Raw genomic sequence first — 23,897 nt, 5'->3', positions numbered from 1 at the left:
GTCACACGGCGCATGCTCGCCATGTTCCAGAAATCCTGATCGGGCAGGGGTAAACATCATGATGATCGGTATCGTATCGGCCGCCTACATCGCGGCAGCCGTTCTCTTCATCCTCTCGCTCGGCGGGCTCTCGGGCCAGGAAAGTGCCAAGCGCGCCGTCTGGTACGGCATGACAGGCATGGCGCTCGCCATCATCGCCACGGTCTTCGGACCTGACGTCGGCAACTGGTTCATCATCGTGCTGATGATTGCCGGCGGCGCCGTGCTCGGCCATTTCGTCGCTTCCCGCGTCCAGATGACCGAGATGCCGCAGCTCGTTGCGGCACTGCATTCCTTCGTCGGTCTCGCTGCCGTATTCATCGGCTTCAACGCCCACATCGAAGCGGCTGACGTGGCGGGTCTCGACGCGGCGGCGCGCGCCACATTGACCGGCTTTGCCGCGATCCTCGCGCACAAGGAACCGGTGGAACTGTCGATCATGAAGGTCGAGGTGTTCCTCGGCGTCTTCATCGGCGCCGTCACCTTCACCGGCTCCGTCATCGCCTTCGGCAAGCTTGCCGGCAAGGTCGACGGCAAGGCGAAGAAGCTGCCGGGTGGTCATCTGCTGAATGCCGGTGCGGCCCTTCTTTCGCTCGTGCTCCTGGTGCTCTACGTAAACGGCGCCGGTACCTGGACGCTGCTCGTCATGACGCTCGCCGCCTTCTTCATCGGCTATCACCTGATCATGGGCATCGGCGGCGCCGACATGCCGGTGGTCGTGTCGATGCTGAACAGCTATTCCGGCTGGGCGGCCGCGGCCATCGGCTTCACACTCGGCAACGACCTTTTGATCGTCACCGGCGCGCTGGTCGGCTCATCGGGTGCGATCCTCTCCTACATCATGTGCAAGGCGATGAACCGCTCCTTTATCTCGGTCATCCTCGGTGGCTTTGGTGCCACGACCGGGCCGCAAATGCAGATATCAGGCGAGCAGATCGCGATCGATGCTGACGGCGTGGCCGCAGCCCTCAACGACGCCGACAGCGTCATCATCGTTCCAGGCTACGGCATGGCCGTGGCACAGGCGCAGCAATCGGTCTCCGAGCTTACCCGCAAACTGCGGGCGGCCGGGAAGAACGTGCGCTTTGCCATTCATCCGGTCGCCGGCCGGTTGCCGGGTCACATGAACGTGCTTCTTGCCGAGGCGAAGGTTCCCTACGACATCGTGCTGGAAATGGACGAGATCAACGAAGACTTCCATGAGACGGATGTCGTCATCGTCATCGGCTCCAACGACATCGTCAATCCAGCGGCTCAGGAAGATCCGAACTCGCCGATCGCCGGCATGCCGGTGCTCGAAGTGTGGAAAGCCAAGCAGGTGTTCGTTTCCAAGCGCGGCCAGGGTACCGGCTACTCGGGCATCGAGAACCCGTTGTTCTACAAGGACAACACCCGCATGTTCTATGGCGACGCCAAGAAGAGCATCGACCAATTGCTGCCGGCGCTGGCGTGACGTCGTAAGGAGGGCAGATGGGCTCGCTCCATACGGTGTCGGCGTGCCGTCTGGTCCTCACCCTTGAACGTAATCGAAGATGTGCTCATGGAGGCAGTCGAAGAATTGTAGAAGCTGTTGCGTTGCCGGCAAGCGGCGAAATGCTCGAGCTTCCACCGACCACGCACGCAGCAGCCTGGTATAGTTTGAGCGAGGCCTCGGTGACGCGGAACTTCGCTGACACGACATCTCACCGCCTTGACTCGTCCTCCTCTATCGGGGCCATTCTGCGAGCTCTTTGAAGCAATGGTTTCTAGGGTCACCCCGGCGCGCCGCATGTGCAAACCCCTAATGAGATCGTGGCGGCATGAACAGCGACCGCGTAAGCCCGTTCGAAAGCTACACCGAGAACAACTTGCTGAGACTGTTAGTCCTGGACCAACGCATTTAGGCGACGTTAAGAAGCCCCCCAGAAGGCGATTGTTTGCCCTGTAGGACTCGAGCAAGGTCAGCGGCTTGACGCTTGGCCCTCACACGCAGCGCCGATCTGATACCATTCGCAAACGATTGTGAAGTGACGCCCCCGCCATGTCGCCCGCGTCTAGGTGGCGAAAACTGGACCTGCATTGCTGCTGCTGCGTGCGCTGGACTGGGCGTACCGGGAAACCACGATGTCCTCGAGGCACCATTAATAGCAAGGTTGGCGTCGCGGGCCTCAGCCGCGACAGTAATCGGCTTAAAAAAATTGGCGAATGCGCGGGCGATTCACGGAGCGGTTGGATGGGGCTCGCCTTGCATCCTGGGCTCCCGGTACCGCCAGGGCGGCGTTAATACAAACTTCCGTTGCCTAATTCAAAATACATGTTTGCAAAAACGAACCGACTAATTACCGGCATTCTCGATGCCTTGCCCGAAAAATGTTGGCAATAATGGAACTATGGTATTTACTAATAGAAACGGATAGCGTTAACTGCTTTCGGAAACGGCCAACTAGGGAGAGCGGCCGAAGAGGCGCAAAGTCAGCGCAAACTCGCGGCACGGAAAAAACATGAAGATTACTGGTATCAGTACAATTGTCGTCAACGCGAAGATGCGTAACTGGGTATTTGTCAGGGTCGATACATCCGTGCCTGGCTTGTACGGCTGGGGCGAAGCGACACTAAACTGGAAGACCCGTGCGGTGACCGGCGCCGTCGAAGATCTGGCACAGCTGATGATCGGTACAGACCCTCGCGACATCGAGCAGGCGGTCCGTCGGATGAACAAGCACAGCTATTATCGTCTGGGCATCATTGGCGCCTCTGCAATCAGCGGGATCGAACACGCATTATGGGACATTTCGGCTAAAGAGCTGGGTGTGCCAGTCTGGCGCTTGTTGGGCGGGAAGGTGCGAGAGCGGGTCGACCTCTATTCCCACCCAGGCCTCGGAGAAATGAAAACACTGTATGAAGACACCTTCGACCCCAGCAAGCTGATCGAGGCTTCACAGAAGGTGTTGGACAAAGGGTTCCGTGCGGTCAAGGTTGTATGCATTCCCTACTCTCACGCGACGACAACGCGTGCCGCTTGCCGCAACCTTGAGCGCTTGGGAATCGCACTTCGCCAAGGTTTGGGCGACGATGCGGCAATCATGGTGGACTTCCACGGCCGCGCCGCCACAGTTAGCGCAACGCTCGAATACATCAAGGCGCTGGAGCCCATGGGCCCAATGTTCGTTGAAGAGCCAGTTCAACCCGGCGACACCAAAGCCATGCGGGAAATTGTTGAGCGCTCTCCTGTGCCAATCGCCACAGGTGAACGACTTGTGGGATTGCGTGAATTCGACGAACTTCTGAGTGCGCGCGCATGCCACATTGTGCAGCCAGACCTCAATCACTGCGGCGGCCTTCTTGAAGCAAAGAAAGTCGCCACGCTTGCCGAGATTGCCCAGGCAGGTGTCGCGCCCCACAATCCCAATGGTCCACTGGCCGCAATGGCCTCGCTACACTTTGGTATCTCGACGCCGAACTTCGTAATCCTAGAAGCCATGCCCGGTGCGGTGCCTTGGTACAACGACGTTGTGGAAGGTCTGCCCGAGATGGTCGACGGTCGTTGGAGTGCACCCGACAAACCGGGCATGGGCATTGAGGTCAACGAAAAGGAGGCCGCCAAGCATCCATTCCAGCAGGAAGTTCTGCACACGCAGACAGCGGTGCTGGACGATGGCACGCTGGTGGACTGGTGAGAAGCGGAAAGGCTAAGATGATGATATATCCGAGCGTTGGCCCGATCATTGGTGGCGTCCGTCTTTCGGCGCGAGGCCGTGAAGTCATCTCGGTAGAGAACCCGGCGACGGTCGAGAGCCTTGGCGAACTTGCGCTTGCCACGGACGCAGACTTGGGCGCCGCCTTGGCAGCAGCGGAAAGAGGTTTCGCGATATGGCGCGAAACCTCGCCACTGGAGCGTTCCGGCGTACTGCGGCGGGCCGCTGCCCTTTTACGCGAACGACTGGAAGACATAGCGCGGGTCATGACCTTGGAGCAGGGCAAAGTTCTGGCGGAATCACGTGCAGAGATCTTGGCTTCGGCAGAAATATTTGAATGGAGCGCGGAGGAGGGGCGTCGCAGTTATGGTCGCGTGATTCCGGCGCGTGAGCCCAATCAACATTTCGAGGTTCGGCACGAGCCTATTGGCCCGGTGGCTGCGTTCTGCGCGTGGAATTTCCCGATGCTCCTGCCTGCCCGTAAGGTCGCCGCAGCGCTTGCGGCGGGCTGTTCGGTGATCCTAAAGCCATCTGAGGAGACACCTGGCGTGGGCTTCATGATGGTCGAAGCGTTACTCGATGCGGGTTTGCCACCTGACGTATTGTCTCTGGTTTTTGGCGACCCGCCACATCTTTCCGCAAAACTCATTGCCTCTGATGTGATCCGCAAAGCGTCAATCACTGGTTCGGTTCCGGCTGGACGAGCGGTGGCTGGGCTGTGCGGGCAACACCTCAAACGTTGCACCCTTGAACTGGGTGGACATGCCGCGATTGGGGTCTTTTCCGACATTGATGTGTCGAGCGTCGTTTCCAAACTGGCTGCGACAAAATACCGTAACAGCGGGCAGGTTTGCGTTTCGCCAACACGCTTCTTCGTGCAGAACGCAATCTACGAGGAGTTCGTCGATAACTTCGCACGCTTTGCCAATGATTTGAGGATTGGAAATGGGCTCTTGCCTGAGAGCCAGATGGGCCCGCTAGCCAACTCCCGTCGACTTGAATCGGTGGAACGAATGATAGCCGACGCGGTCCAGAAGGGAGCTACGGTAGTGGCGGGCGGCAAGCGTGTCGGTAACGTGGGCTATTTCCACGAGCCTACTGTGCTGGTGGACGTCCCAGACAATGCATCTGTTCTGACTGAAGAACCGTTCGGACCAGTCGCCACGATTATGCGCTTTTCCGAGATCGACGAGTTCGTGGCTCGCGCTAATTCGCTGGAATTCGGGCTGGCTTCTTCGGTGTTTTCCAATGATCTCAAGACTACCCGCTACGTGTCTGAGCGGTTGGAGGTAGGAATGGTCGGAGTAAATGAGGTGGCCTATGGCTTGGCCGAGACGCCAGTGTGCGGCGTTAAATCCAGCGGCTTGGGTCACGAGGGAGGAATTGAAGGCGTTGCAGATCACATGGTCACTAAATTCATCACAGAGCGTAGTTAAATAGTGCATTAGCAGAAACATCACCAACCAAGGTGCTTGTCTTGTCGCTCTGTTGGGACGACGTGACTCTCGCCGGATCATTAAATCGAGTACTCAGGGGTTACCATAAGTCGGTGTCGGCCAAACGGGTCAGTTTGCTGGCCGGAGGGCGGACCGATAGGCTTGATGAGTTGATCGGGCTTGTCGAGTTTCCGAAAGTGGAGACCATGGCAAAACATCGCAGCCGCTCATAGTCATCGATGTTGAGAAGACCAGGCGAGGCTTGTTACGATGTGTGATCGTTACAGGATGCCGAAAAGCCTCGGCGATAATATCGCCGAATTTGCGGGAAAGATCGCTTGTTGAATATGAACCGCCGGTGATGCGTCATGTTTATCTCCATTGTATCGGCGACAGGCCATAACACGGCAATTACAGCATTGCTGTAATTGCCGTAATTGCTGTGCGCCGTGGCAAATCGGCCCCGCTTCCTGAGCGGGGCCGTTAGCTCCTTTAGTCCCGGGCCGGGCGAGACCAGATGAGCTGGTAGCCATCGCCTCCTTCCACCTCCGTCAGCGTCGCATAGATCGGAGCCGGGAAGCTCGGGTCATCAAGTTTGACCGAGAGGTAGTCGCGGTCCTGTTCGGACCGCTTCTGCCAGGCGGCGCCGAGTTCGACGGCACCCGCAAAGATGCGGAACTGCGGGCCCTTGTCCGAGGGGTTATCGATGCGAGCGATGCGGGCCTTGACGTTGAAAGCGAGGGTGCGGATCGAGCCGGTGAAGCCATTTTCGTTTGCGGTGAAAGTGCCGATGGTCGCCATTGTCGTATTCCTTTTTTGCTGTTTCGGGCCGCTCCATTGCGGCCTCGATGGCAGTCGCTAAGGCCGGGGACGATCGGACTGCACCCGAAAGGGCCGGAACACGAGTGGAGGGCGGAACGACGAGGCTTTCTTGTTTCGCGAGGAATGGCGGTGATCCGGGGTCCCCACTCGACTTGTTCAAAGTGGGGTGGTCTGCGTCAGGGGATGAAAGTTTCGAAAGAGCCGTTGCGGGAACACGAGCGAGGCAAAGCCGTTACCCGGTCAGACATGCCCCATCGAGCCCGCGGATGGTGCCTGTGGTCATTAAAAAGCGATATGACCGTGGCAACCTACATCGCACGATCCCAATCGGATGACTTCTCCGCGCGAACTTCAGCCAGGGCAGCAGTCGAGACATGCTTCTCGCACCATCCTCGGCCAAGGCCCGCTTGAGAGACCAACTTGGAGCGATAAGTTAACGCGGCGATTCGTCGCCTGGAGGAAAAATGCGTCAACAGACAAAGCCGTTCATTGTTGAAATCAAGCAGTCCCGAAAGCTCACAAGCGGGCCGCAGAAACCGTCGATCTGGGGGAAACTGGATTTGAGCGTGGCGGATGACCCCATGGACCAAGTGAACCCGGCAGCAGAGACGGCCACCGCCGAAAGCGGCAGCCAACCTTAAAGCGGCATTCGACTAAGAAAACGTCAGGCTACGTCTAGCATTTCCACCTCCTCAGGCTGAAGCCCGTGGAGGAACGAAAGTGCGCGCTGCGCATGCGCTGCTGCCTGAAAGATTGCCCGCTTATCATCAATGAGAACTTTCAGCCAGGACCGTAGATAGGATGCATGATCTGGCCGCGGCTCGAGCTCGGGCGTAATGCCGAGATCAGCGCAAAGGAAGCAGCTACCGAGCTCTGCAACGAGTTCTTCGCGGGCGCGTTCGCTTTTGTCCTTGCTGTAACGCGACAGATCGCGTCCAACCCTATTGGTCGCCGCCGTCCAATGGGTCGCCTCGTGGCTGAGCGTCGCGTAGTAACTCTCTGGATCCTTGAATGCTTCGAACGGCGGCATCTGGATCAGGTCGGGACCTGGGGCATAAAATGCCTGATCACCACCGTGCCGGATGATCGCACCGGTATTGCGAAAAAACCGGTCCACTTGCTCAATCCGTTCGACGGGATCGAGGGCCGGCTCGGGTCGACAATAATAGTAGTCTGGCAGCCCATCGATCTGCTCGACATTAAAGACGGAATAGGCCTTGAGAAACGGAATTTCCCGATCGATCTCGCCGCCCTTGCCGTCGGCTTGAGATTTCGTAAACCGACTGGCAAACACCACCGTTGATCCGGTCTCACCCTTTCGGACGGCCGCACCAAGCTCAAGCGCCTGTTTGAAAGTCATCCACATCGAGGACGTGAAACCCTGAGACATTTGCTCTGACCAGAGAAGGAGCACGTTCATGCCCGAATAAGGCTGCCCGTTATGTCGTAAGGGTCGAGTGATGCGGCCATTTGTGTTAAGCGCGTTCCACTGCTTAATCCACGGGCGGACACCGTTTGCAAGCTCACCGATAATTTTGTCAGTGATCCGGGAATAGATATCGGAGCGTTGGCTTTCGATTTTCCTACTCATCTTACTGTCTCCACTTAATCAGAACCGCGCCAATCGCGGTCCCGTCGCGGAGGCGGAAGGCAGGAGCTCACGAGGTAACGGGATGCACCGCAACGGCCGAAACAGCGTGGAGGACGGCGAAGCCGTTGCATCTTGTTACCGGCACCTGCAGGCCCGAAGCGCAAGGCGGGCCGCGCCGGCCGGACGTCACCTCTTTTCCTTGCAACATGGGTTTGCCGTATCAAAAGGGGGTCAGTCTTTGAGCACCGGGCCAGTTCAGTTGAATGCGGCGGGGCGAACCCCGCCTGAATGCAATCAATCGAATGCTGACATCTGCGCCTCGGCCGCTTTCCGGTCGACGGACTGGCCAGGGTTCTCGATGGGGCGATCGAATGGCTTCCAGCTCTCACCGACAATGTGCTTGTAGGCTGAAACGGCACCTTCGGCAGCCATCCGGAGCGCGTGGGCCTGGATACCCATGTCTGCGGCGAACTCCCGCTTGCGGTGAGCTGCACTGTCGTAACCGACCGGACCATCGATGTCTTCGTCACGGGCATCGTTTGCGGATTTCGCCGTGGCGTCACGCGCCTCGGTGACAGCTTTGCTGTAGAATTGTCCGGCACCATGCGCGGATCCGACATAAGCACCGACGATCCGTTGGAGATGGATCTGCATGGCCCTCTCGCCGAGGCCTTCGCTCAAGGCATCTGCGGTCTCGCAGATAAGACGCTCGTGGAGATTTTGGATCCCGTCGCTGTCGATGACAGTGGTCCCGAAGCTCTCGGCGATCTTTAGCGCTTGAGCGCTGTCCGGGCATGTCAGCCGGACCATTTCGACAGTGACACCCTTGCGAAGTTGAGCGACGCGGGCAGATTGGCTAGGGTTTGTTGCGGGCTTGGCCAAGTTTGTTCCTTTCAGCCCGAAGCGGTTCCGGCCCCGTGCCGGCTTGCCCTTCGGTGCGGTCGCTTCGAACCGGCGGAAGACGGGCGCTTCAAGGTCCGGAAACGGCAAGACAAGCGGAGCCGATCTGCGAGCAAGCGGGGCAAACGCCCTGCGACGATCACGCGGATCTGCTTTGCGCAGGACGACGGGTGCAGGCCGCCCCGCGGCGCGACAGCGGCCTTGAAGCGGACGGCCGCGGGTTCAGACCGCAGCAAAACGAAGGGCAAGCCGGCACGAGGCCGGCAATCGCCCATGAAAAGGAATGTGTGCATGCACGCAGCACCACCCTTCGTCCTGACCGCTGCCATCTTCAAATTTCGCCAGCGTGCCGTCGCATTGGCAGGCACCCTTGCGTTGCGCAATCTGAGCTAGAGAGCGTTAGCGCACTGAGTTCTCCGGCCCTTGAATTTGGAAGAAACATATAGCGCCGCCGGTGTCATCGGCGGCGCTTCGGGAAAGGTTGATGAAGCATCGAAACTATTCGGCGGCAATCCCGTAGGCAGTTGCACGATCGTCGAGCGTACCGGCGCCGTTCTCGTGGCCGTCGTCGTCACACCCAGCTACACCGTGATCGGCCTCGTCCTTCATCTGCACGCTATCAGTGACATCAGCAGGTTCCTCGACTGAGCCACCGATCCCGTCAGCATGCCGGACGAGATCGGCAACGTCCTTCGGGTCGGGTGCAAATAACGCGGACGCATGGACCAATGTCGCATCGTCCTTGAAGTGTTCGACAAGCGCAGCCCGGGTTTCGCGAACACGCGCGCGCGGCTGGATGTTGACGTCTTTCGCCGCGGTTTCGAGCGCCTGGCGCGACAGGCATACGAGGAAGTCTTCCATCCCCATGTTCGCAAGATAGCCATCCGCGCCGATCGCATGGCCGGCAATACGCGAGACCACGCCGCTGTTCGACATACCGCGCCGGCAGGAGAGCACATCGATCAAGGCCGCACGCGCAGCTACACGCACCGTATCGGTGTCGAAAGAGAGCCGTCCATCCTCGGTGAACAGACGGGCCGCGTGGCGCGTGAAGCGCTTCGAGCCGAATACGTGGTCGTTAGCGCCGGAATCGACACGCACGTTGAGGCCGGCGAAAGCGAGAACGAGAAGCGCCATCAGCATGTCGTCCTCAATTGGTGCGCGGGCTAATGCCTCGTGGAGGGCGTCGGTGCGGAAGTCACCGATCATGTCCTGCCCCTTCTGGGTCACGTCCGGGCGCGCCTTGACGATTGCGGTATCGTCTTCGACCTGACCATCTGCCGGAGCCGCCGTCTGTCCCTTAGGCGCTTTCGCTTCCGGCATCCGGTAGTGCACCGTCTGCACTTTGCCGTCTCGGTCGAGGTAAAGGCCGGCGTGGTCGCCTTTGCCCGGCTTACCATAAACGCGTTCCGCCTTCTTCGGCAGTTCAGGTTGGCCCCAGCTGTTGACGTCGACGATTGATCCCCGCTTCGGCAGATTGTTCGCCATCCACTCCTGCTGTGCTCCAAGAAAGGCTTCGACATTGCTTGTGAAACGGTTGTCCTGGTCGGCAGGCCCGAAAAGGTCGTCAGCCCATTCGATACCATAGGCCTCGCGGAGATCTTCACCGAAGCTTGCGTCGCGGGCAAACATGCGCGTTTTCGATAGGCCGTTGGCGATCTGCCACCATGATGCGGTGTCACCTTTCTTTGGTTTGTGCGCCTTCCAGACTTCCTTCTGTTCTTCAAGTGACGCGGCCGCAATTGTCCTCAGCTGCTGCTCGTTCGGCATGTCGCCCTTGGCCATCTGATCAAGCATCGCCGGCAGCACATTGGCAAGCAGACGAAGTTTGCGAATCTGGCGAACGGGCAGCGCAAGCGCAACAGCAATCGCTTCTTCGGTCCAGCCAAGTGCCACAAGTCGTTCGATGCCGCGCCATTGATCTACCGGGTTCAGCGGCTCTCGCGCGATGTTTTCAACCATCGAGCGCATGGCTCCGTTATCGTCGGCAGCTTCGGCGACGAGCACCTCGATTTCTTCGAGGCCCGCAGCGATGGCGGCCTTAACGCGCCGGTGACCGGCCTGGATGGTATAGCCATTGCCGCCATCCACCTGCGGCGAAACCACGGGCGGCTGGATAATACCGACGGCTTTAACAGTGGCGAGCAGCAGAGCGTCGGCCTGGGGCGAAGACTTAGACTGGCGAGCATCCGCCTGGTTTTCGTTCAGTGCGCGCGGATCGATCTTGATGATTTGCATGGGAGGCTCCTTTTCCGGGCGGGGAGCGGCGTGTTTGCCGCTCCTTCCTGTCTTCATTCCACTGCGAAGACACTTCCAGAACCGCGGAGCGGACGGACCGATGCAAGCGCGGTCGAGCATCCCTGATGCGCGAAACGAGCGGGGCTCGAGAGCCCTGCGAAGGACGCGTCAGCCGGGATCGCGCAGGCGGCGTTTGCGCGCAGCATCATCGGGAGGTTCGCTCGGCGATCCCCTTCTTCATCCTTTCTGCCCTGGTTTTCTCGACTGTCCTGGTCGTCGACGGCGGCGGTCGCAGGCGCCCCTCAAGGCCGACGCAACAGCGCTCGCCCGTTCCAACATGAGAACTCCGGTCGTGGCAGCTGCTTTTCTCTGCAACAAAAAAGGGCGCTCGATCCGGACAGGGAGCGCCTTTTTGGCCCGGATGACATCAGACGTTGCGGCAGTATCGCAACGAGACACCGCGCCAACGGGACGTATTCCGCGCGTATTTGCGGGAATGTTAGATTTACATGAGCCTGCAAGAAAAAAGGGCCGACGGAAAACCGCGGCCCATAAGGTTTGAAGGTCATTTAACCTCCAGAGGGGAACAGCTGGTGCGGCGGCACTGGGAGGAAAGCCGCCATGTGCATCAGCTAAATGCACAATGCCCGGTTTTTGATCGAGCCGATACCAATTATTGTGCAAGGCAGCCATGCAGATGCCGCACTGCATCAAAACGAACCCCTTCCGGATTCCATTCGGCCAACCTCAGGCTGCTCACGTTTCCAGGCCTGCGTCACCCCCAACATCACCTGCAAGCGCCGCTTCCACATCCTTCAGCGTGCGGCGCTTTTCTGCCAACTCCTCAGCGAAAGCGAACCTACTGCCGTCGCGCAAGCGAAAGGATGCAAGGCGCCGGCGTGCTTCGTCCGACCGGTTGCGATAGCGCACCTGTTCGTCCTTAAAGCCGTCCAGGGCGTGCTCCAGCCGCGAGACCGCGCCAAGCGGTGTGACCGTCACGGCAAGATCGATTTCGTGATCCGCCCCAGTTCGCTTCAGGACAGTCTGATAGTGATAGCCATCCTTACCGATGCGTTCCCCGAAGAAGACGAGATCGAAGCCACCGATGGTCGCGAGATGAACGTCGCCTTGCTTCTGACGCTGGACGAGAGTGAGGATCTCTTTCATGACAGCGCGCCCGGCCTCCTTGCGCTCCGTGTAAGGAGTACCAACCGCGACCATTTCAAAGGCGTCGCCATGGGTGGGAACGCGGCGTTCGAGGTCCTTGCCGATCTCTTTGATCCTGCGTATCGAGACTTCAATATCTCGCTCCATATCCCGGATCTGCCTGCGCACGACATAAAGGTCGTCTTCATGCGCAGCACGGAGACGCTCGAGACGGGCGATATCGGCCTCAAGGCCAGCCTTCTTCATCAGGCGTTCGTCGCCGGAGGCAATGGCCTTGGCCATGGCGAACTGGTTTGCCTGACCTTCGCCGAGATCGTCCAGGCGGCGGATGGAGGTGTCGCCCGACAGTGCCGCTGCGATGAACCTCGCTTTACGCTCATTGTTTTGCCACATGCTGGCGTCGAGCGAGCCTTGCGTCGCGTAGGCGAAGATATCGACGACGTCGTGCTGGTTGCCCTGCCTGACGATTCTGCCTTCGCGCTGCTCGATCTGCGATGGCAACCATGGCACGTCGAGGTGATGCAGTGCCTTGAGGCGAAGCTGGGCATTGACGCCGGTTCCCATCGTATCGGACGATCCAATGAGGAAACGTACCCGGCCCGCACGTACATCGCCGAAAAGTCTCTGCTTGGCCTCGGTCTTCTTGAAATCCTGCATGTAGGCGATTTGTGATTGTGGCACGCCGAGGCGAACAAGTTCGTCGCGGATCCACCGGTAGGCGGAGAAGCCTCGGGATTTCTCGACATTGATCGTGCCGAGGTCGGAGAAGATCATCTGCGCCGCACCGGAAAGATCGTAGGCCCTTCCATCGGGGCGAAGATAGGTGTTTTCAGAGGTCTCCTGCCAGATGCGATAGGCGTTCTCGATCAGGAGATTGAGCTTGTTGTCCGGCTCGTTGTCATTGGCCGGCAGCACGAGGCGAAGGTCGATCGCCGCATGGCGACCGTCGGTGATGACCGAAAGCAGGATATCGTCACCGGGCTTGGCAGGCCCTTCACGCTCTTCTATCGCCTTGATGCGGGTTTCCAGAAGTTGCTGGTAGAATTTGAATGCAGCCGTCGGCGCTGCAGTCAGGATCTGCCGGCGACCAGTCGTGATATCCGGCACCCGCACATATCCGCGAAGATCGGACGGCATCACCACGTCCGCAAAGCTGCGGAACATCGAAATCAGCTCTGGAACATTGACAAAGGAGGCAAACCGGCTGACCGGCTTGTATTTGCCTGAAGGCTGGATTTCGAGCTCAGTCACGGTGTCACCGAAGCATGATGCCCAGGCATCAAACTCATGCAGACCTCGCTCGTAGAGGTCGTCATATCCAAGAAGCCTCTGGATTGAGAACATTTCGCCAAGCGTGTTGGTGATCGGTGTTCCGGAGGCGAGCACGAGCGCACGACCTGGGTTTTTCGCCCCGATGAAGCGGGATTTGACATAAAGATCCCAGGCGCGCTGCGAGCCATTCGGATCGATGCCCTTGAGCGTCGACATGTTCGTCGCAAAGGAGAGCTTGCGGAATTCCTGCGCCTCGTCGACCACGATCTGGTCGACACCGATCTCCGAGATGGTCAGAAGATCATCCTTGCGCGTGCTGAGCGCTTCCAGTCGCTCTTTGAGACCTTCCTTCAAACGCTCGAGGCGTTTGCGCGATACGCGGTCTTCGCTCTCGACCTTGACCAGCAAGTCCTCATAGAGCTGCAACTCGTCCTCAATCATCTGTTGTTCGAAGGCCGAGGGAACGCCGATAAACTTGAAGGCCGAGTGGGTGATGATGATCGCATCCCAGTTTGCGGTCGCAGCACGGCTCAAGAACCGGGCACGCTTGTCCTTCGAAAAGTTCGTCTCGTCGGCAACAAGGACGCGTGCATTCGGGTAGAGGGCCAGAAACTCGCGCGCCGCCTGCGCCAGGCAATGGCCGGGCACAACAAGCATCGCCTTGGCGATCAGGCCAAGCCGGCGCTGTTCCATGATCGCCGCCGCCATGGTCATCGTCTTGCCAGCACCAACGGCGTGGGCGAGGTAGGTGGACCCCGAGGAGATGATCCGCCAGACGCCACGTTTCTGGTGCGTGTAGAGCTCGAGCGCGCGGCAAGCGCCGGGAAGCTTCAGATGAGACCCATCAAACTTGCGCGGCGCGATGTTGTTGAAGCGGTCGTTATAGACGCGGGCCAGCCGATCGGCGCGATCGGGGTCGGTCCAGACCCAGCGCTCGAACGCGCTGCGAATTTTCTGCAGCTTCTCGCGGGCGGCTTCTGTATCCACCACGTTCAGCACGCGTCGCTCTGCGCCTTCCTCCTTGAAGATGTCAAAGATCTGCGGGACGCGGCTGTTGAGCGCATCCGATAGCAACTCGCCGGCATGCCGGCGGCTTGTCCCCCACTCAGAGGTGCCGGCAGCCAAGTAACCGAGCTGACGTGCTTCGACTGTCCAGGAACCGAGCTCCGGCATATGATGGATCCGGATGTCCGCCCCCATTATCTCTTTGACGAAGGCAACGACATCGGCAGCCGGGATCCAGGGCGCGCCGAGGCGGACCGTGATATCGGATGGTCGAAGATCGGCGGGCTGCACGGCCTGAAGGGCGCGCACGTTGCGCTGAAAGGCAGGGTCAAGGGCGGCCGCAGCGACCGCAGCGGCAAGCTTGCTGCGGACCTGACCGGAGAGATAGGCGTCAGCGGCCTGCCAGGAACCATGGGCCGGGTCTTGGAAGACGGTATCGCCGAGTTGCTCGACCGCGATGCTGAGGTCGCAATGCAGGAGCTCGGCGATGTGATCGAGATCAACGCGGCCGCTTTCATTGAGAACCACGGCAAGTGCGTCAGCGGCACTGGATACGACAGGGGAGGCAGGAGGTGCGATTACCCGCTCGGAGAAGACCGGCCCGGGCCTTGCGGTGTCGGTGTCCAGATCGTAGTCCTCGATTGACGCGACCAGCCAGCAATCGGGGTCATCGCGAAAGGGTGCAAGGTTTGGCTGACGATGGGTCTCGCGGACCTCGCCACTCGCGATATCTTCCTGGATCGACACGGTCGTGTGATTGATTGGGCCAAAGTCGCGCACGAAGCTCGACCAGGCGATCCGCAGCCGCACCTGGGCGTCGCGCCACGGATGATCCATTTCCTGGGACTTCAGTACCTCGCGTAGCGCGTCGCGGATCGGAATGAACCTCTTGATGATCCGGATATGCTTTTCGGGAAGGCCATCGCTGGTCCGGTCTGACCGCCGATGAACTAAAACCGCAACACCGTCGACGATCTGCATGAGACCACGTTTCACGTCGAGGAAATAGCTGCCCTCCCGCGCTTTTGCTTCGTCGGGTCTTCGTTCGACGATCTCCGCCAGCTCGTCTTCAAGTTCGAGATCGATCGTGCTTGGTTCGCCGTCATAGATGTTTTCAGGAAGTAGGCCGATGGCCTCTCGCAATTGCATATCGAGATCGTTGCCGGCTCTCGGCCGGCAGGTATAAGTCTCGCCGAATGGGCCGGCTGTCAGGGCATGGTCACCAAGCACGAACTGTGGATGGTGCGCGAACCAACGGTTCACCCGGACCGCACTTTCGTCTTCGGTCGCGGGTCGCACTTCGTCCACATCGAGCCAAGTCATATCGCCTTCGGGGTCGCCGATCTTCCGTTTTCGAAAAAAGAGAATATCGACCACGGCGTCGGTCCCGGCATCTCGGCGAAAGCTGCCTTCCGGAAGTCGGATGGCGGCCGCAAGATTGGACGATTTTGCGATATGCTCACGCGCCGTTGTGTCCGCCTTGTCCATTGTGCCGGCGCTGGTGACGAATGCTGCAAGCGCGCCTGGCTTCAAGAGATCTATCGAGCGGGCAATGAAGTAGTCGTGCAGCCGGAGGCCGAGCGGGCGATAGTTTCTGTCTGAGCGAACCGTGCGATCGGAAAAGGGGGGATTGCCAACGGCAAGGTCATAGACCGGAGCCAGATCGGTGCCAGCGAAATCGCCGTTGATGATACGGGCCCGCGGTTGCAAAAGGCGAGCGATCCGCGCGGTGATCGGATCGAGCTCGATGCCCGTGACATAGGAACCCTGCCTGTACTCAGCCGGCATCATCGCCGGGAACAGGCCCGTGCCGATGCCCGGCTCAAGCACGCGCCCGCCGCGCCAACCAAGCCGTCGAAGGCCTGCCCAAATCGCGCGAACAATGAACTCCGGCGTGAAATGAGCATACTGCGTACAGCGCGCAAGCGACGCATAGTCCTCTTCGTTTACCGCTGTTTCCAGTGAGCTGCCAAGTTCGTTCCAACCATCTCGGAACTCTGCTTCACCAGGCCGACGAAACATGCCGTTCGCAAGCTCGGATGCGCCAAAGCCAGTGAAGCGGATCAAACGCTTCTGGTGTTCCCGCATAACCGGTACGTCGTTTCGCAAAATTTCATTTGCGGTCAGAATGGCCGCGACGTTCAGCCTGGCGCGCGCCTTCCAGGTCGAAGCTAGACCACGGTCCTCCCCGTCGAGATAGAAGTTCGTATGCTGCCCCTGCTTGCGCGGCTCCGATTTCGAAACCCTGCCGATGGCGTGCGGCGGAGCTGGCGAGGGTGGCGTCGGGTCGGGATCGTCATCGTTTGCGGCGACCGGGTCGAACCCACCAAGGGACGTGAGGCCGAGCTCAAGGCCGGACGAGATTGCAGAGCTGCCGGATATGTCGAGGGTAAAGGGGTCGTTGCCCATCAAAGAGGTTCCTTCAGGATGCGCGAAACCGCCCGCCGGTCAGGGCGGGGACAGATCCGCGGATTTGCAAGAAATTGTGGTGCTCAGGCCGCGAGCGGCGTTGGCAGATGCCTGAGCTGAACCGGGAGTTTCGCCGAAATCTCGTCGTCGGTCAGATCGCTCAGCAACTTTTGAAACAGCGCCCCGGCTCCCGCCTGGAGCACAACTGTTCTTTGGCCCCGAACGGAATTCGGCCACCGGGCACAAGCGTAACCGCGATAGGCTTCACTGGTGATGCTCCAGATATGCTCGAGGCGTTCTTCGCGCGTCATCGCGCTCTCTGGCCGGCATTCGCGCTCGATAATCGCCTGCCGCATCGCCTCTACGGAATTGCCATCCGACAGATCGCAATAGCCGTGAAAATATCTGATCGCGCGATTGATCCTCAGCGCGAAGCACACCGATGTCACTGATCCTGTCATGAACTCGCGCATCGCAAAGATCGAGCCGCGTATCCAAAGTGGCGGCAGGACCTCGAGCATATAATCGTGTCCTGCCTCGGTGATCTCGAACCACTCGCCGGCATAGAGTATGGATGCACCTTCCTCCCGTCGGTTGGGACGCCGCGCGTGGCGATCGAATAGCGTGAACATTTGCCGACGTCCGGCTACTCCCTGGAAGATCTTTCGGATTGGGTTGAGGCTTGTCATCTGCGGCTCCTTCGGAAATCTGGCGGACCGAAAGGGCAGCGGATCTCTGCGACCTCACTCTTTTCTTCGGTCCTTCATGACACCTTCCGGGTCGCCGGCATCCCGAACGACCGGGTCAAGGGCCGGCGTAGCCGGGCGAAGCCTCCCTTGATGCGGAAGGCGGGCATGCCGCACGTCTCCACTCACCTTTTTTTCTTCTCCGCTCTATCTTGCTCCCGCTGCTTTAGAACCTCGTTCCAATCATCGGCCGAGGGCCGAAGCCGAAGCCATGCGCACCCGGCGGCATCAGCGAGTGATCGAAGCCGGTCAGCATATGTGTCACCTTGAGAATTGGCGTCCGTCGCCGCGACGAGCTCCACGCCCGATCTTGCCGTCAGCAACTGTAGAGCTGTCCCCGTCGCCGGCGCCCAGCCACCGCCAGTGCTAAGATAAAGTGTGTCGTCCCGCATTCCTTCGATCGCAGCCAGGCTCATGGCATCGATTGCCGCCTCGGCCACACAGAGGCGAAGGGCGTGGCTGCACCCAAGTCTGAACAGGACCTTGCTGCCGCCGGCCGCAAAGCCGCGCCATTGCGGTCCGCGGCCCTCCCATCCACAAACTATACCCCGGTCGTCAGTATGCGCCGCCCACATGCTCCCAAACGGTCCTTCACGCAGGATATTTTGAGCATTTGCCGCGCGGATGACGGATGTCGGAAGACACCGCTGCCGACGGAGATAACGCCATGTTGCAGAGCCCGGCCATGGTGATCTGCGACGGGCCCAATCTTCGCAGATGGAAGTAAGGGGCGAGAGCTTGCGATCTTCGTGCTCCCAAATGGAATTGGGCGGCCGGGTACCTGCGAGTGCTGCAACCCGCGTGCATGCTTCAAGAAAGGGGCACGCTTCCAGATGTGCCATCAGACCAAAAACGTCGCCTTTGTCTTCACCAAGAGGATCAAACCAGCCCTGTCCGGAGTGCGTGACAATGATGATTTCGCTGCCGCGGCGATACTTCATTGCGCGCCTGGTGCTCTGTTTGACATCCAGGGCGAAGCCGAATGTCTCCAACACGGAATGGCAGCCCACTGTTTCCCGCAGGTGTTCGATCTCGCTTCTCTTCATTTTCCCTCCTCAGGTCGCACGCGGCGACCGGCCTCTCGTTTCTTTTCTCCCCGCGACTGTCGCGGGCCAACTTCGGACGGGCGCGAAGAGCAAAGGCCGCAGGGGCGCGCCTCGCAACTGTAGGATTTTACAGTCGGAGGCATCGGGCGCGGCAAAGCCTCCCTTGCGACCGCCGGCTCGCAAGCGGCAACCGCTACTGCCCAGAAGGGCAAAGAGGGGGCGGCTCAATGAGCCGCCCAGGGATGAAACTCGTGGATGACCTCGAGGTCGTCGCTTGCGTCGATCTCGTCAGAGGGGAGGACGCCATATTCACCGTCGACTGCAAAGACGGTGACCGGGACCATCAGGTCGCGGGAGAGCTGGAAGGCGTGGGACTGTGCGAGAGAAAGGTCGTGCGACATTTGAAAAGCTCCATGAGGAGCGGGCCAATTCCCGCTCGATGGCTCCTCAAAGGCCCGGGACCGGGCGCGATCACCGCAAAGGCGCCAGCCGAAAGCGGCCGCAGCTTGTCTAGCGGACCCTTCACGGGTTGATCGTGGAAGATCCGGAACCGGGGCAGGACGCCATCACAGACAAGCGGGATTGGAATGCTCTGCTATGAATGCCTGCCTTGCACCACCGCAGGTGTCTCGCATATCTCCGCCGGCCTGAGCTGCGCGACGCTGCTGCTCTAACCGCCTGCGGCTGGACCGAGCCGCCATTGAAATCACCGTCGCGACCGAAGAAGCCCTTCCAAGCAGTTCGTCCTGCAACCTGCGGGACCGCGGAAATGCACGCACAAAGGACGCCGGCCGCCGGTCATGCGTTCACGCGCAAGCGGGTGCGGCTCGCGATCAATATGAGCGCCGCCGCTGCCGCGACGCCCGAAGCCACGCGTACAACTGTCTTGAAATCGTACGCCGTCGCGATCAGGCCTACCACGGGCCCAGCGATAAGCCCGGTGACCATGAGTATGTTCCAGTAAAGAGCGGTTGCACTTGCTGGACGATCTTCTGCGAAAGCCTGGATGTAGCTGATACCGAGGCTTGCGTAAAAACCATAGTACAGGCCCTCAAGCCCGGCTCCGATCAGCATTTGTGGAAACGTCTCGATCATCGACAACATCTGGATCGCAGCGACTGCGAGAAGAGACGTAGCCACCAGTGATCGGTGTATTCCAAATCGAGAGATCATCATCGGGGTGCTGAAGATCGCGCCGACTTCCACAAAGGTTTTGATGCTGAATGCGACACCCGGAGCATAGCCGGGAAGCCCGATTTCCCGAACGTAGAAGATTGGTAGCGAAGAAAACGTCAGCGAATGCGCCAAGGACAGGCAAAAAACAAACGCCGCCGCCACCCACAATTGGCGCAGCGTGTCTGACTTGTTGCCCTGATCACCGATATCAGGTCTGGCCTGAGCCGTTATTTTTCGCGGTAGCGAACACCACCAAAGCGCCAGCCAGACCAAGCCAACGCACAGAGCGACTGAAAATACAGCCCGGACGGAGATCAGATCGGCAACCAAAAACGTCACAGCGGGGCCGACCATCCATGCCGTCGACGTCGTTGCTCGCATGTAGGCGTTGAAACGTGACCGTTCGATTTGGTGACGTTCGGCCAGGCTACGCCCAAGGCTGAACATCGTGGAAAGGGCACTGGAACTCAGGCCGAAACCGAGCACTCCAATAGTCAAGGCAGTCCAGAGCGACGGAGAGAACAGAAGGCCAGTCACCGCAAACAGATAACCTGCCGCCGCGATGCCGACCAATGGAAACGCTGGAAACCCTTTATCAATTCGGCGGGCGAACTGCTTGTTCGAGATGAGCGTCAGGCTGACCGCAAGGATAGAATAGGCGCTGATGATCCAGGGACCGTTGCCCAGGCCTTCCACCAGGAAGAAACTCATAAACGGTACCATCATTGCGTTGCACAAGGTGCCTACAAACAGAAGTAGCAGGAATGAAAAGTGTTCCTTAATGCGGCTTCTCAAGCGCATGTGACACTCGCACGAATAGGAAGAGGTTAGTCCGCGATGACTAGGCTCAAAGTGAAACAAGTATGTGACACTGGGCGACCAAGGTATCTCATACCTCCGAACACGAAGGCCGTCAGGTGCATGTCGGCAATGCGCCGGCCGAACCCAGATTTCCCTTCCCGCCGCCGGCTCCCAAGCTGGAGCAGGAACGCCCCGAAAGGAGGAACGGCTCAACGAGCCGCCCTGGGATGAAACTTGTGGATGACCTTGAGGTCCTCGCTTGCGTCGATCTCGTCAGAGGGCAGGACGCCATCACAGACAAGCGGGATTGGAATGCCCAAATCGAAGACTGTAGCGCGCACGACCATTTCTGCGGCACGCGATCATTGCCCGACGCAAGAATTAGAGCAAACCCGAAAGTCGACGTGGACCTGTTTAGCGCCAGATCGCCGTGGCGCAGCCGCTCTCCTGGCATAAATACCGGCATGGCGAGGTAGCGGTCGCCTCGTTGCAGCATGGCGCATTTAACGCGCCGTTCGACGCATATGAAGTCGGTTCGGGCAAATAATCCATCCACTATGCCTGCCATCCTTCGGCTCGAGAACAGATAGGCAGATCACGATGAACATTCGCACATGCAGGAACAGCGATTGAAGGCACTCGAGTTGACAAACTCCGGAGCCCCTGGACTGCCATCCAATCCCTTCTTCGGCGTCGGACCTATCACCGACGCGACCATAGATGAGGTGGACAGCCGCCTTCGGCGCGTGGCGTTCGATGCCTGGATTGAGAAGACCTATCGCAAGTTCGACGACAGGGGGAACGACATTGGCGGCTTCACCACAGCCGAGATCTCCCGCAGCATGCACCGCGGTTATCCCGCCGACAAAATCTTGACCGACATGATGCGATCGATCCATCGCTACTTCGGCTTCCCGAAAAGCAATCGCATGGCCGTCGGGCTGGGTGGCGGACACAGTGGCTTTACTGTCTGCGTGCAACATCTGATGAATGCCAATGATGGCTCGCAGCGCATCTACGTCGACACACCGCGACCGGAAAGCGACCCATCCAAGGCCGCAGGCTTCTTCAGGCAGTCATGGGCGACCCAGTTGATCGAGATGCAGCGCTTTGCAGAAAAAGGCTGCGAGAGCCGAATCCACTTTGCCGCCACCGAAGGGATCATTCCGACCGCGCAAGAGCTGACCAGCCTTGGCGTTTCGATCTTTGTCGGTGTCGGCCACGAAACGACAGGTGCCAACGCCTATACGAGCCGCGAGATTGGCGAGCTGTTGACGTGGTTGGATGGCGATCCGCAACACCGCCATGCGGTGTTCGATGCCACCTCGATGCTCGGCGCAATGCCGTGGGAACCCGAACTGGTGGCTGCAGTGATGGCGAAATGCTGCCTGTTCATGCCGTTCCAGAAGGCGATCGGCGGTATCTCAGGCTACTTCGTCGCCTCGTTTACACCGCACGCACTGGCACTTATCGAAAAGAACCAGCAAGATCCCGCCTGGGCGATCCCGCGCCAGCTCAAGATCGCCCCTCCGATCGATCCGAGACAACCTTTTTCAGCCAAGCGCTCCGTTGACGCCGGGCCGTTTTACGATGCCGGTGAAGACCGCATGCTTGGCGGTGTCATCAACACCTACAGCGCGCTCGCCTTTGCCGAAACCACCTTCGGGCTCTTGCAGTCGGAAGCCCGCGTCGGCTCAGTTGTCGATCTGAACCGACGGTCCGCCGCCAATCGCAAGCTGATCGACGAATGGGTCCAGTCGAACTCCCTTCTGTCATTGACGGTGACCGAACCTGAGCGCCGCGGCGCCGCGGTGACGCTCCTCAAGGTCAAAGACGACGGCATTTCCGATCCCGACATCCACGCCCGCATCATCGCCCGATCGAAGCAACTGCTTGGTTATGAGGGCATCACCCATCCGAACGGCGAGTACGAACGGGGTCTCGATGCAGCCCGCTACGTCAACGCTTTCCCGGGCACGCCCGGCGACTATCGTGCCTGGGTTGGTGGTATCCGCGAGCCGCAAGACGTCGTCGCCCTCTTGGAAAATCTGCAATACGCCTATCTGCGAGCCAAGATCGTCGTTCTTGAAGAGGAGCTGGCAAAGAAGGGCGTTACCTTCGAAGCACTCAAGCCTTCGGGTGCTTCCGTGCGCAAGGACGATCCGGCACACGCCTATACCGTGCTGATCGCTGATCTGATTGGCTTGCGCTTTGACGCCGCCGGCAACCCGGATCACAGCGAAATCAAGGCCTATGTCGAGGAAAGAGGTGGTGTCTTCCATCTCAGTCCGCTTGTTGAGCGCTCATCGCTCGAAAAGGGTCGCATCCATTTCTTCTACCAGCCGAACCTCAGTACCGAGGCCGAAATCCTGCCGCAGACCGACGAGGGGCAGTATGACGCGTTGATCGCGGCAGCGACATTTATTCCGAAGGCTTCGGTCTTCCCGCTCGGCGGCGTGCGCATCGGCGCAGGCACGGGCAATATGGGCTCGGCCTCCTGGGGTGGCGGCAATGGCGAGGGCGGAACTGCGCCGCTCATGAACACGCCAGGCATCAACAGCCGGGCAATTGCTCAGATGGCGATGAAGGCGATTTTGAAGGTCGTCCCCGACCTGCCTGTCGAAAAGCTCCACCGCATGGTTGCACTGGGGGATTTTGACACCGGCCGCCAGCTCAAGGATTTCCCGACCGCCAAGCTTGAGGGCCGCAGGATCGCGGTTCTCGGCTATGGCAATATCGGGCGCGAAGTCGCAAAGCTTGCAAAGGCCTTCGGCATGAAGGTGGCAATCTATGCCCGAGAACGCCACAAGCGCTGGATCCAAGCCGAGGGCTTCGAATACGCGGCAAGCCCAGTCGCCGCAGCAAGCGGCGCGGACGTGCTCTCCGTCCATATTGGTCTTGGCCGCCTCGACGCTGCAAGCGGGACCTACTCCAACGCCGGAACGGTCAACGCCGATGTGCTCGCCGCAATGAATGACGGCGCGGTACTGGTCAACTACGACCGGGGTGAGGTTGTGGATACGGCGGCACTCGACGCGGCGCTGTCGTCCGGCAAGATTGCGCATGCTGCAATCGACGCTGACCTCTTCAAGGACGCAGCAACCGGCAGTCTCAGCGGCCCCATGCTTCCCTATCTGCGGCTTGAAGAGCGCCACAAAGGAAAGCTCGAGTTGCTGCCGCATGCCGCAGCCGACACGGACCATCCCTCGCGCGTGGCGGGGGCAAAACAGGCCGTCGATCAGATCTTCGACGTGATCCAGTTCAAGACGGTGTCCAACCTCAAGGGCGACCTGCCGGAAGGTTACGTCTCAGCCGGAAGCAGCACCCCCGCCGGGATCGGCAAGGTGACCAAACAGACAATCCTCAAGGCTGGCAGTAAGACGGGTCTGCTCAAGGAACTCCAACAGACTTCCGAGCGGGTCGCAACCGTCATAGGTGCCCTTGCGGCCATGTCCGATCCCAATCATCGAAGCCGGATTGCCGAGCGCTACACGGCAATGCTGGTTGACGACATCGGGCGCCAACGCGAACTGCTGGACAAACTAGGGCTCTACGGACCTGCCGAGGAATAGGGG

General features: G+C 59.5%; 14 protein-coding genes and 1 pseudogene. 5 read left to right on the top strand and 10 right to left on the bottom strand.

Annotation, left to right across the window (positions count from 1 at the left end; genetic code table 11):
- Positions 1–58: 58 nt before the first annotated feature.
- From VGO04_RS11870 to VGO04_RS11860, 3 genes are all read left to right on the top strand, one after another.
- Entirely contained in the window at positions 59–1,492 is a 1,434-nt protein-coding gene (locus tag VGO04_RS11870; RefSeq protein WP_327496156.1) for an NAD(P)(+) transhydrogenase (Re/Si-specific) subunit beta, read from the top strand.
- 1,027 nt (positions 1,493–2,519) lie between these two features.
- A complete protein-coding gene (locus tag VGO04_RS11865; protein WP_327496155.1) occupies positions 2,520–3,695 on the top strand; it encodes an enolase C-terminal domain-like protein in 1,176 nt (391 codons plus the stop codon).
- Positions 3,696–3,715: 20 nt separating this feature from the next.
- Positions 3,716–5,149 (top strand): NAD-dependent succinate-semialdehyde dehydrogenase, encoded by a 1,434-nt coding sequence (locus tag VGO04_RS11860; protein WP_414650535.1) that lies wholly within the window; start codon positions 3,716–3,718, stop codon positions 5,147–5,149.
- A gap of 220 nt (positions 5,150–5,369) precedes the next feature.
- Here the strand turns inward: VGO04_RS11860 and VGO04_RS11855 are convergent.
- Both VGO04_RS11855 and VGO04_RS11850 read right to left on the bottom strand, forming a co-directional pair.
- A pseudogene (locus VGO04_RS11855) lies at positions 5,370–5,512 on the bottom strand (type II toxin-antitoxin system prevent-host-death family antitoxin); the annotation flags it as partial.
- A gap of 129 nt (positions 5,513–5,641) precedes the next feature.
- A complete protein-coding gene (locus VGO04_RS11850; RefSeq protein WP_327496153.1) occupies positions 5,642–5,950 on the bottom strand; it encodes a DUF736 domain-containing protein in 309 nt (102 codons plus the stop codon).
- Positions 5,951–6,435: 485 nt separating this feature from the next.
- Here VGO04_RS11850 and VGO04_RS11845 point away from each other — a divergent pair, with 485 nt between their 5' ends.
- On the top strand, positions 6,436–6,612 hold the full coding sequence (locus VGO04_RS11845; RefSeq protein WP_327496152.1) for a hypothetical protein: 177 nt from the start codon (positions 6,436–6,438) through the stop codon (positions 6,610–6,612).
- A gap of 23 nt (positions 6,613–6,635) precedes the next feature.
- On the opposite strand, the gene VGO04_RS11840 is transcribed toward VGO04_RS11845, so the two are convergent.
- The 8 genes from VGO04_RS11840 to VGO04_RS11805 all read right to left on the bottom strand — a co-directional run bounded on the left by VGO04_RS11840 (position 6,636) and on the right by VGO04_RS11805 (position 20,322).
- The gene (locus VGO04_RS11840) at positions 6,636–7,562 is read right to left on the bottom strand and encodes an ArdC family protein (RefSeq protein ID WP_327496151.1); all 927 of its coding nucleotides are present in this window, start codon (positions 7,560–7,562) and stop codon (positions 6,636–6,638) included.
- A gap of 294 nt (positions 7,563–7,856) precedes the next feature.
- Positions 7,857–8,444, bottom strand: coding sequence for a hypothetical protein (locus tag VGO04_RS11835; protein ID WP_327496150.1), 588 nt, complete (start codon positions 8,442–8,444; stop codon positions 7,857–7,859).
- A 516-nt stretch (positions 8,445–8,960) separates the two neighbouring features.
- The gene (locus tag VGO04_RS11830) at positions 8,961–10,700 is read right to left on the bottom strand and encodes a ParB/RepB/Spo0J family partition protein (protein ID WP_327496149.1); all 1,740 of its coding nucleotides are present in this window, start codon (positions 10,698–10,700) and stop codon (positions 8,961–8,963) included.
- A gap of 756 nt (positions 10,701–11,456) precedes the next feature.
- Positions 11,457–16,553 (bottom strand): DEAD/DEAH box helicase family protein, encoded by a 5,097-nt coding sequence (locus VGO04_RS11825; RefSeq protein ID WP_327496148.1) that lies wholly within the window; start codon positions 16,551–16,553, stop codon positions 11,457–11,459.
- An 83-nt stretch (positions 16,554–16,636) separates the two neighbouring features.
- Positions 16,637–17,242 carry a DUF1419 domain-containing protein gene (locus VGO04_RS11820; protein WP_327496147.1) on the bottom strand — a complete coding sequence of 202 codons (606 nt, stop codon included), beginning with the start codon at positions 17,240–17,242 and terminating at the stop codon, positions 16,637–16,639.
- A gap of 182 nt (positions 17,243–17,424) precedes the next feature.
- On the bottom strand, positions 17,425–18,345 hold the full coding sequence (locus VGO04_RS11815) for a DUF3991 and toprim domain-containing protein (protein WP_414650534.1): 921 nt from the start codon (positions 18,343–18,345) through the stop codon (positions 17,425–17,427).
- 224 nt (positions 18,346–18,569) lie between these two features.
- Positions 18,570–18,746 (bottom strand): hypothetical protein, encoded by a 177-nt coding sequence (locus VGO04_RS11810; protein WP_327496146.1) that lies wholly within the window; start codon positions 18,744–18,746, stop codon positions 18,570–18,572.
- A 397-nt stretch (positions 18,747–19,143) separates the two neighbouring features.
- Entirely contained in the window at positions 19,144–20,322 is a 1,179-nt protein-coding gene (locus VGO04_RS11805; RefSeq protein ID WP_327496145.1) for an MFS transporter, read from the bottom strand.
- A 614-nt stretch (positions 20,323–20,936) separates the two neighbouring features.
- Here VGO04_RS11805 and VGO04_RS11800 point away from each other — a divergent pair.
- Positions 20,937–23,894, top strand: coding sequence for an NAD(P)-dependent oxidoreductase (locus VGO04_RS11800; protein WP_327496144.1), 2,958 nt, complete (start codon positions 20,937–20,939; stop codon positions 23,892–23,894).
- The last annotated feature ends 3 nt before the right edge of the window (positions 23,895–23,897 follow it).

The sequence above is a fragment of the Ensifer sp. genome (assembly GCF_035999185.1).
Lineage (GTDB): Bacteria > Pseudomonadota > Alphaproteobacteria > Rhizobiales > Rhizobiaceae > Ensifer.
The sequence above is the reverse complement of the archived record's forward strand: the minus strand, read 5'-3'. Positions and strand labels throughout refer to the sequence as shown.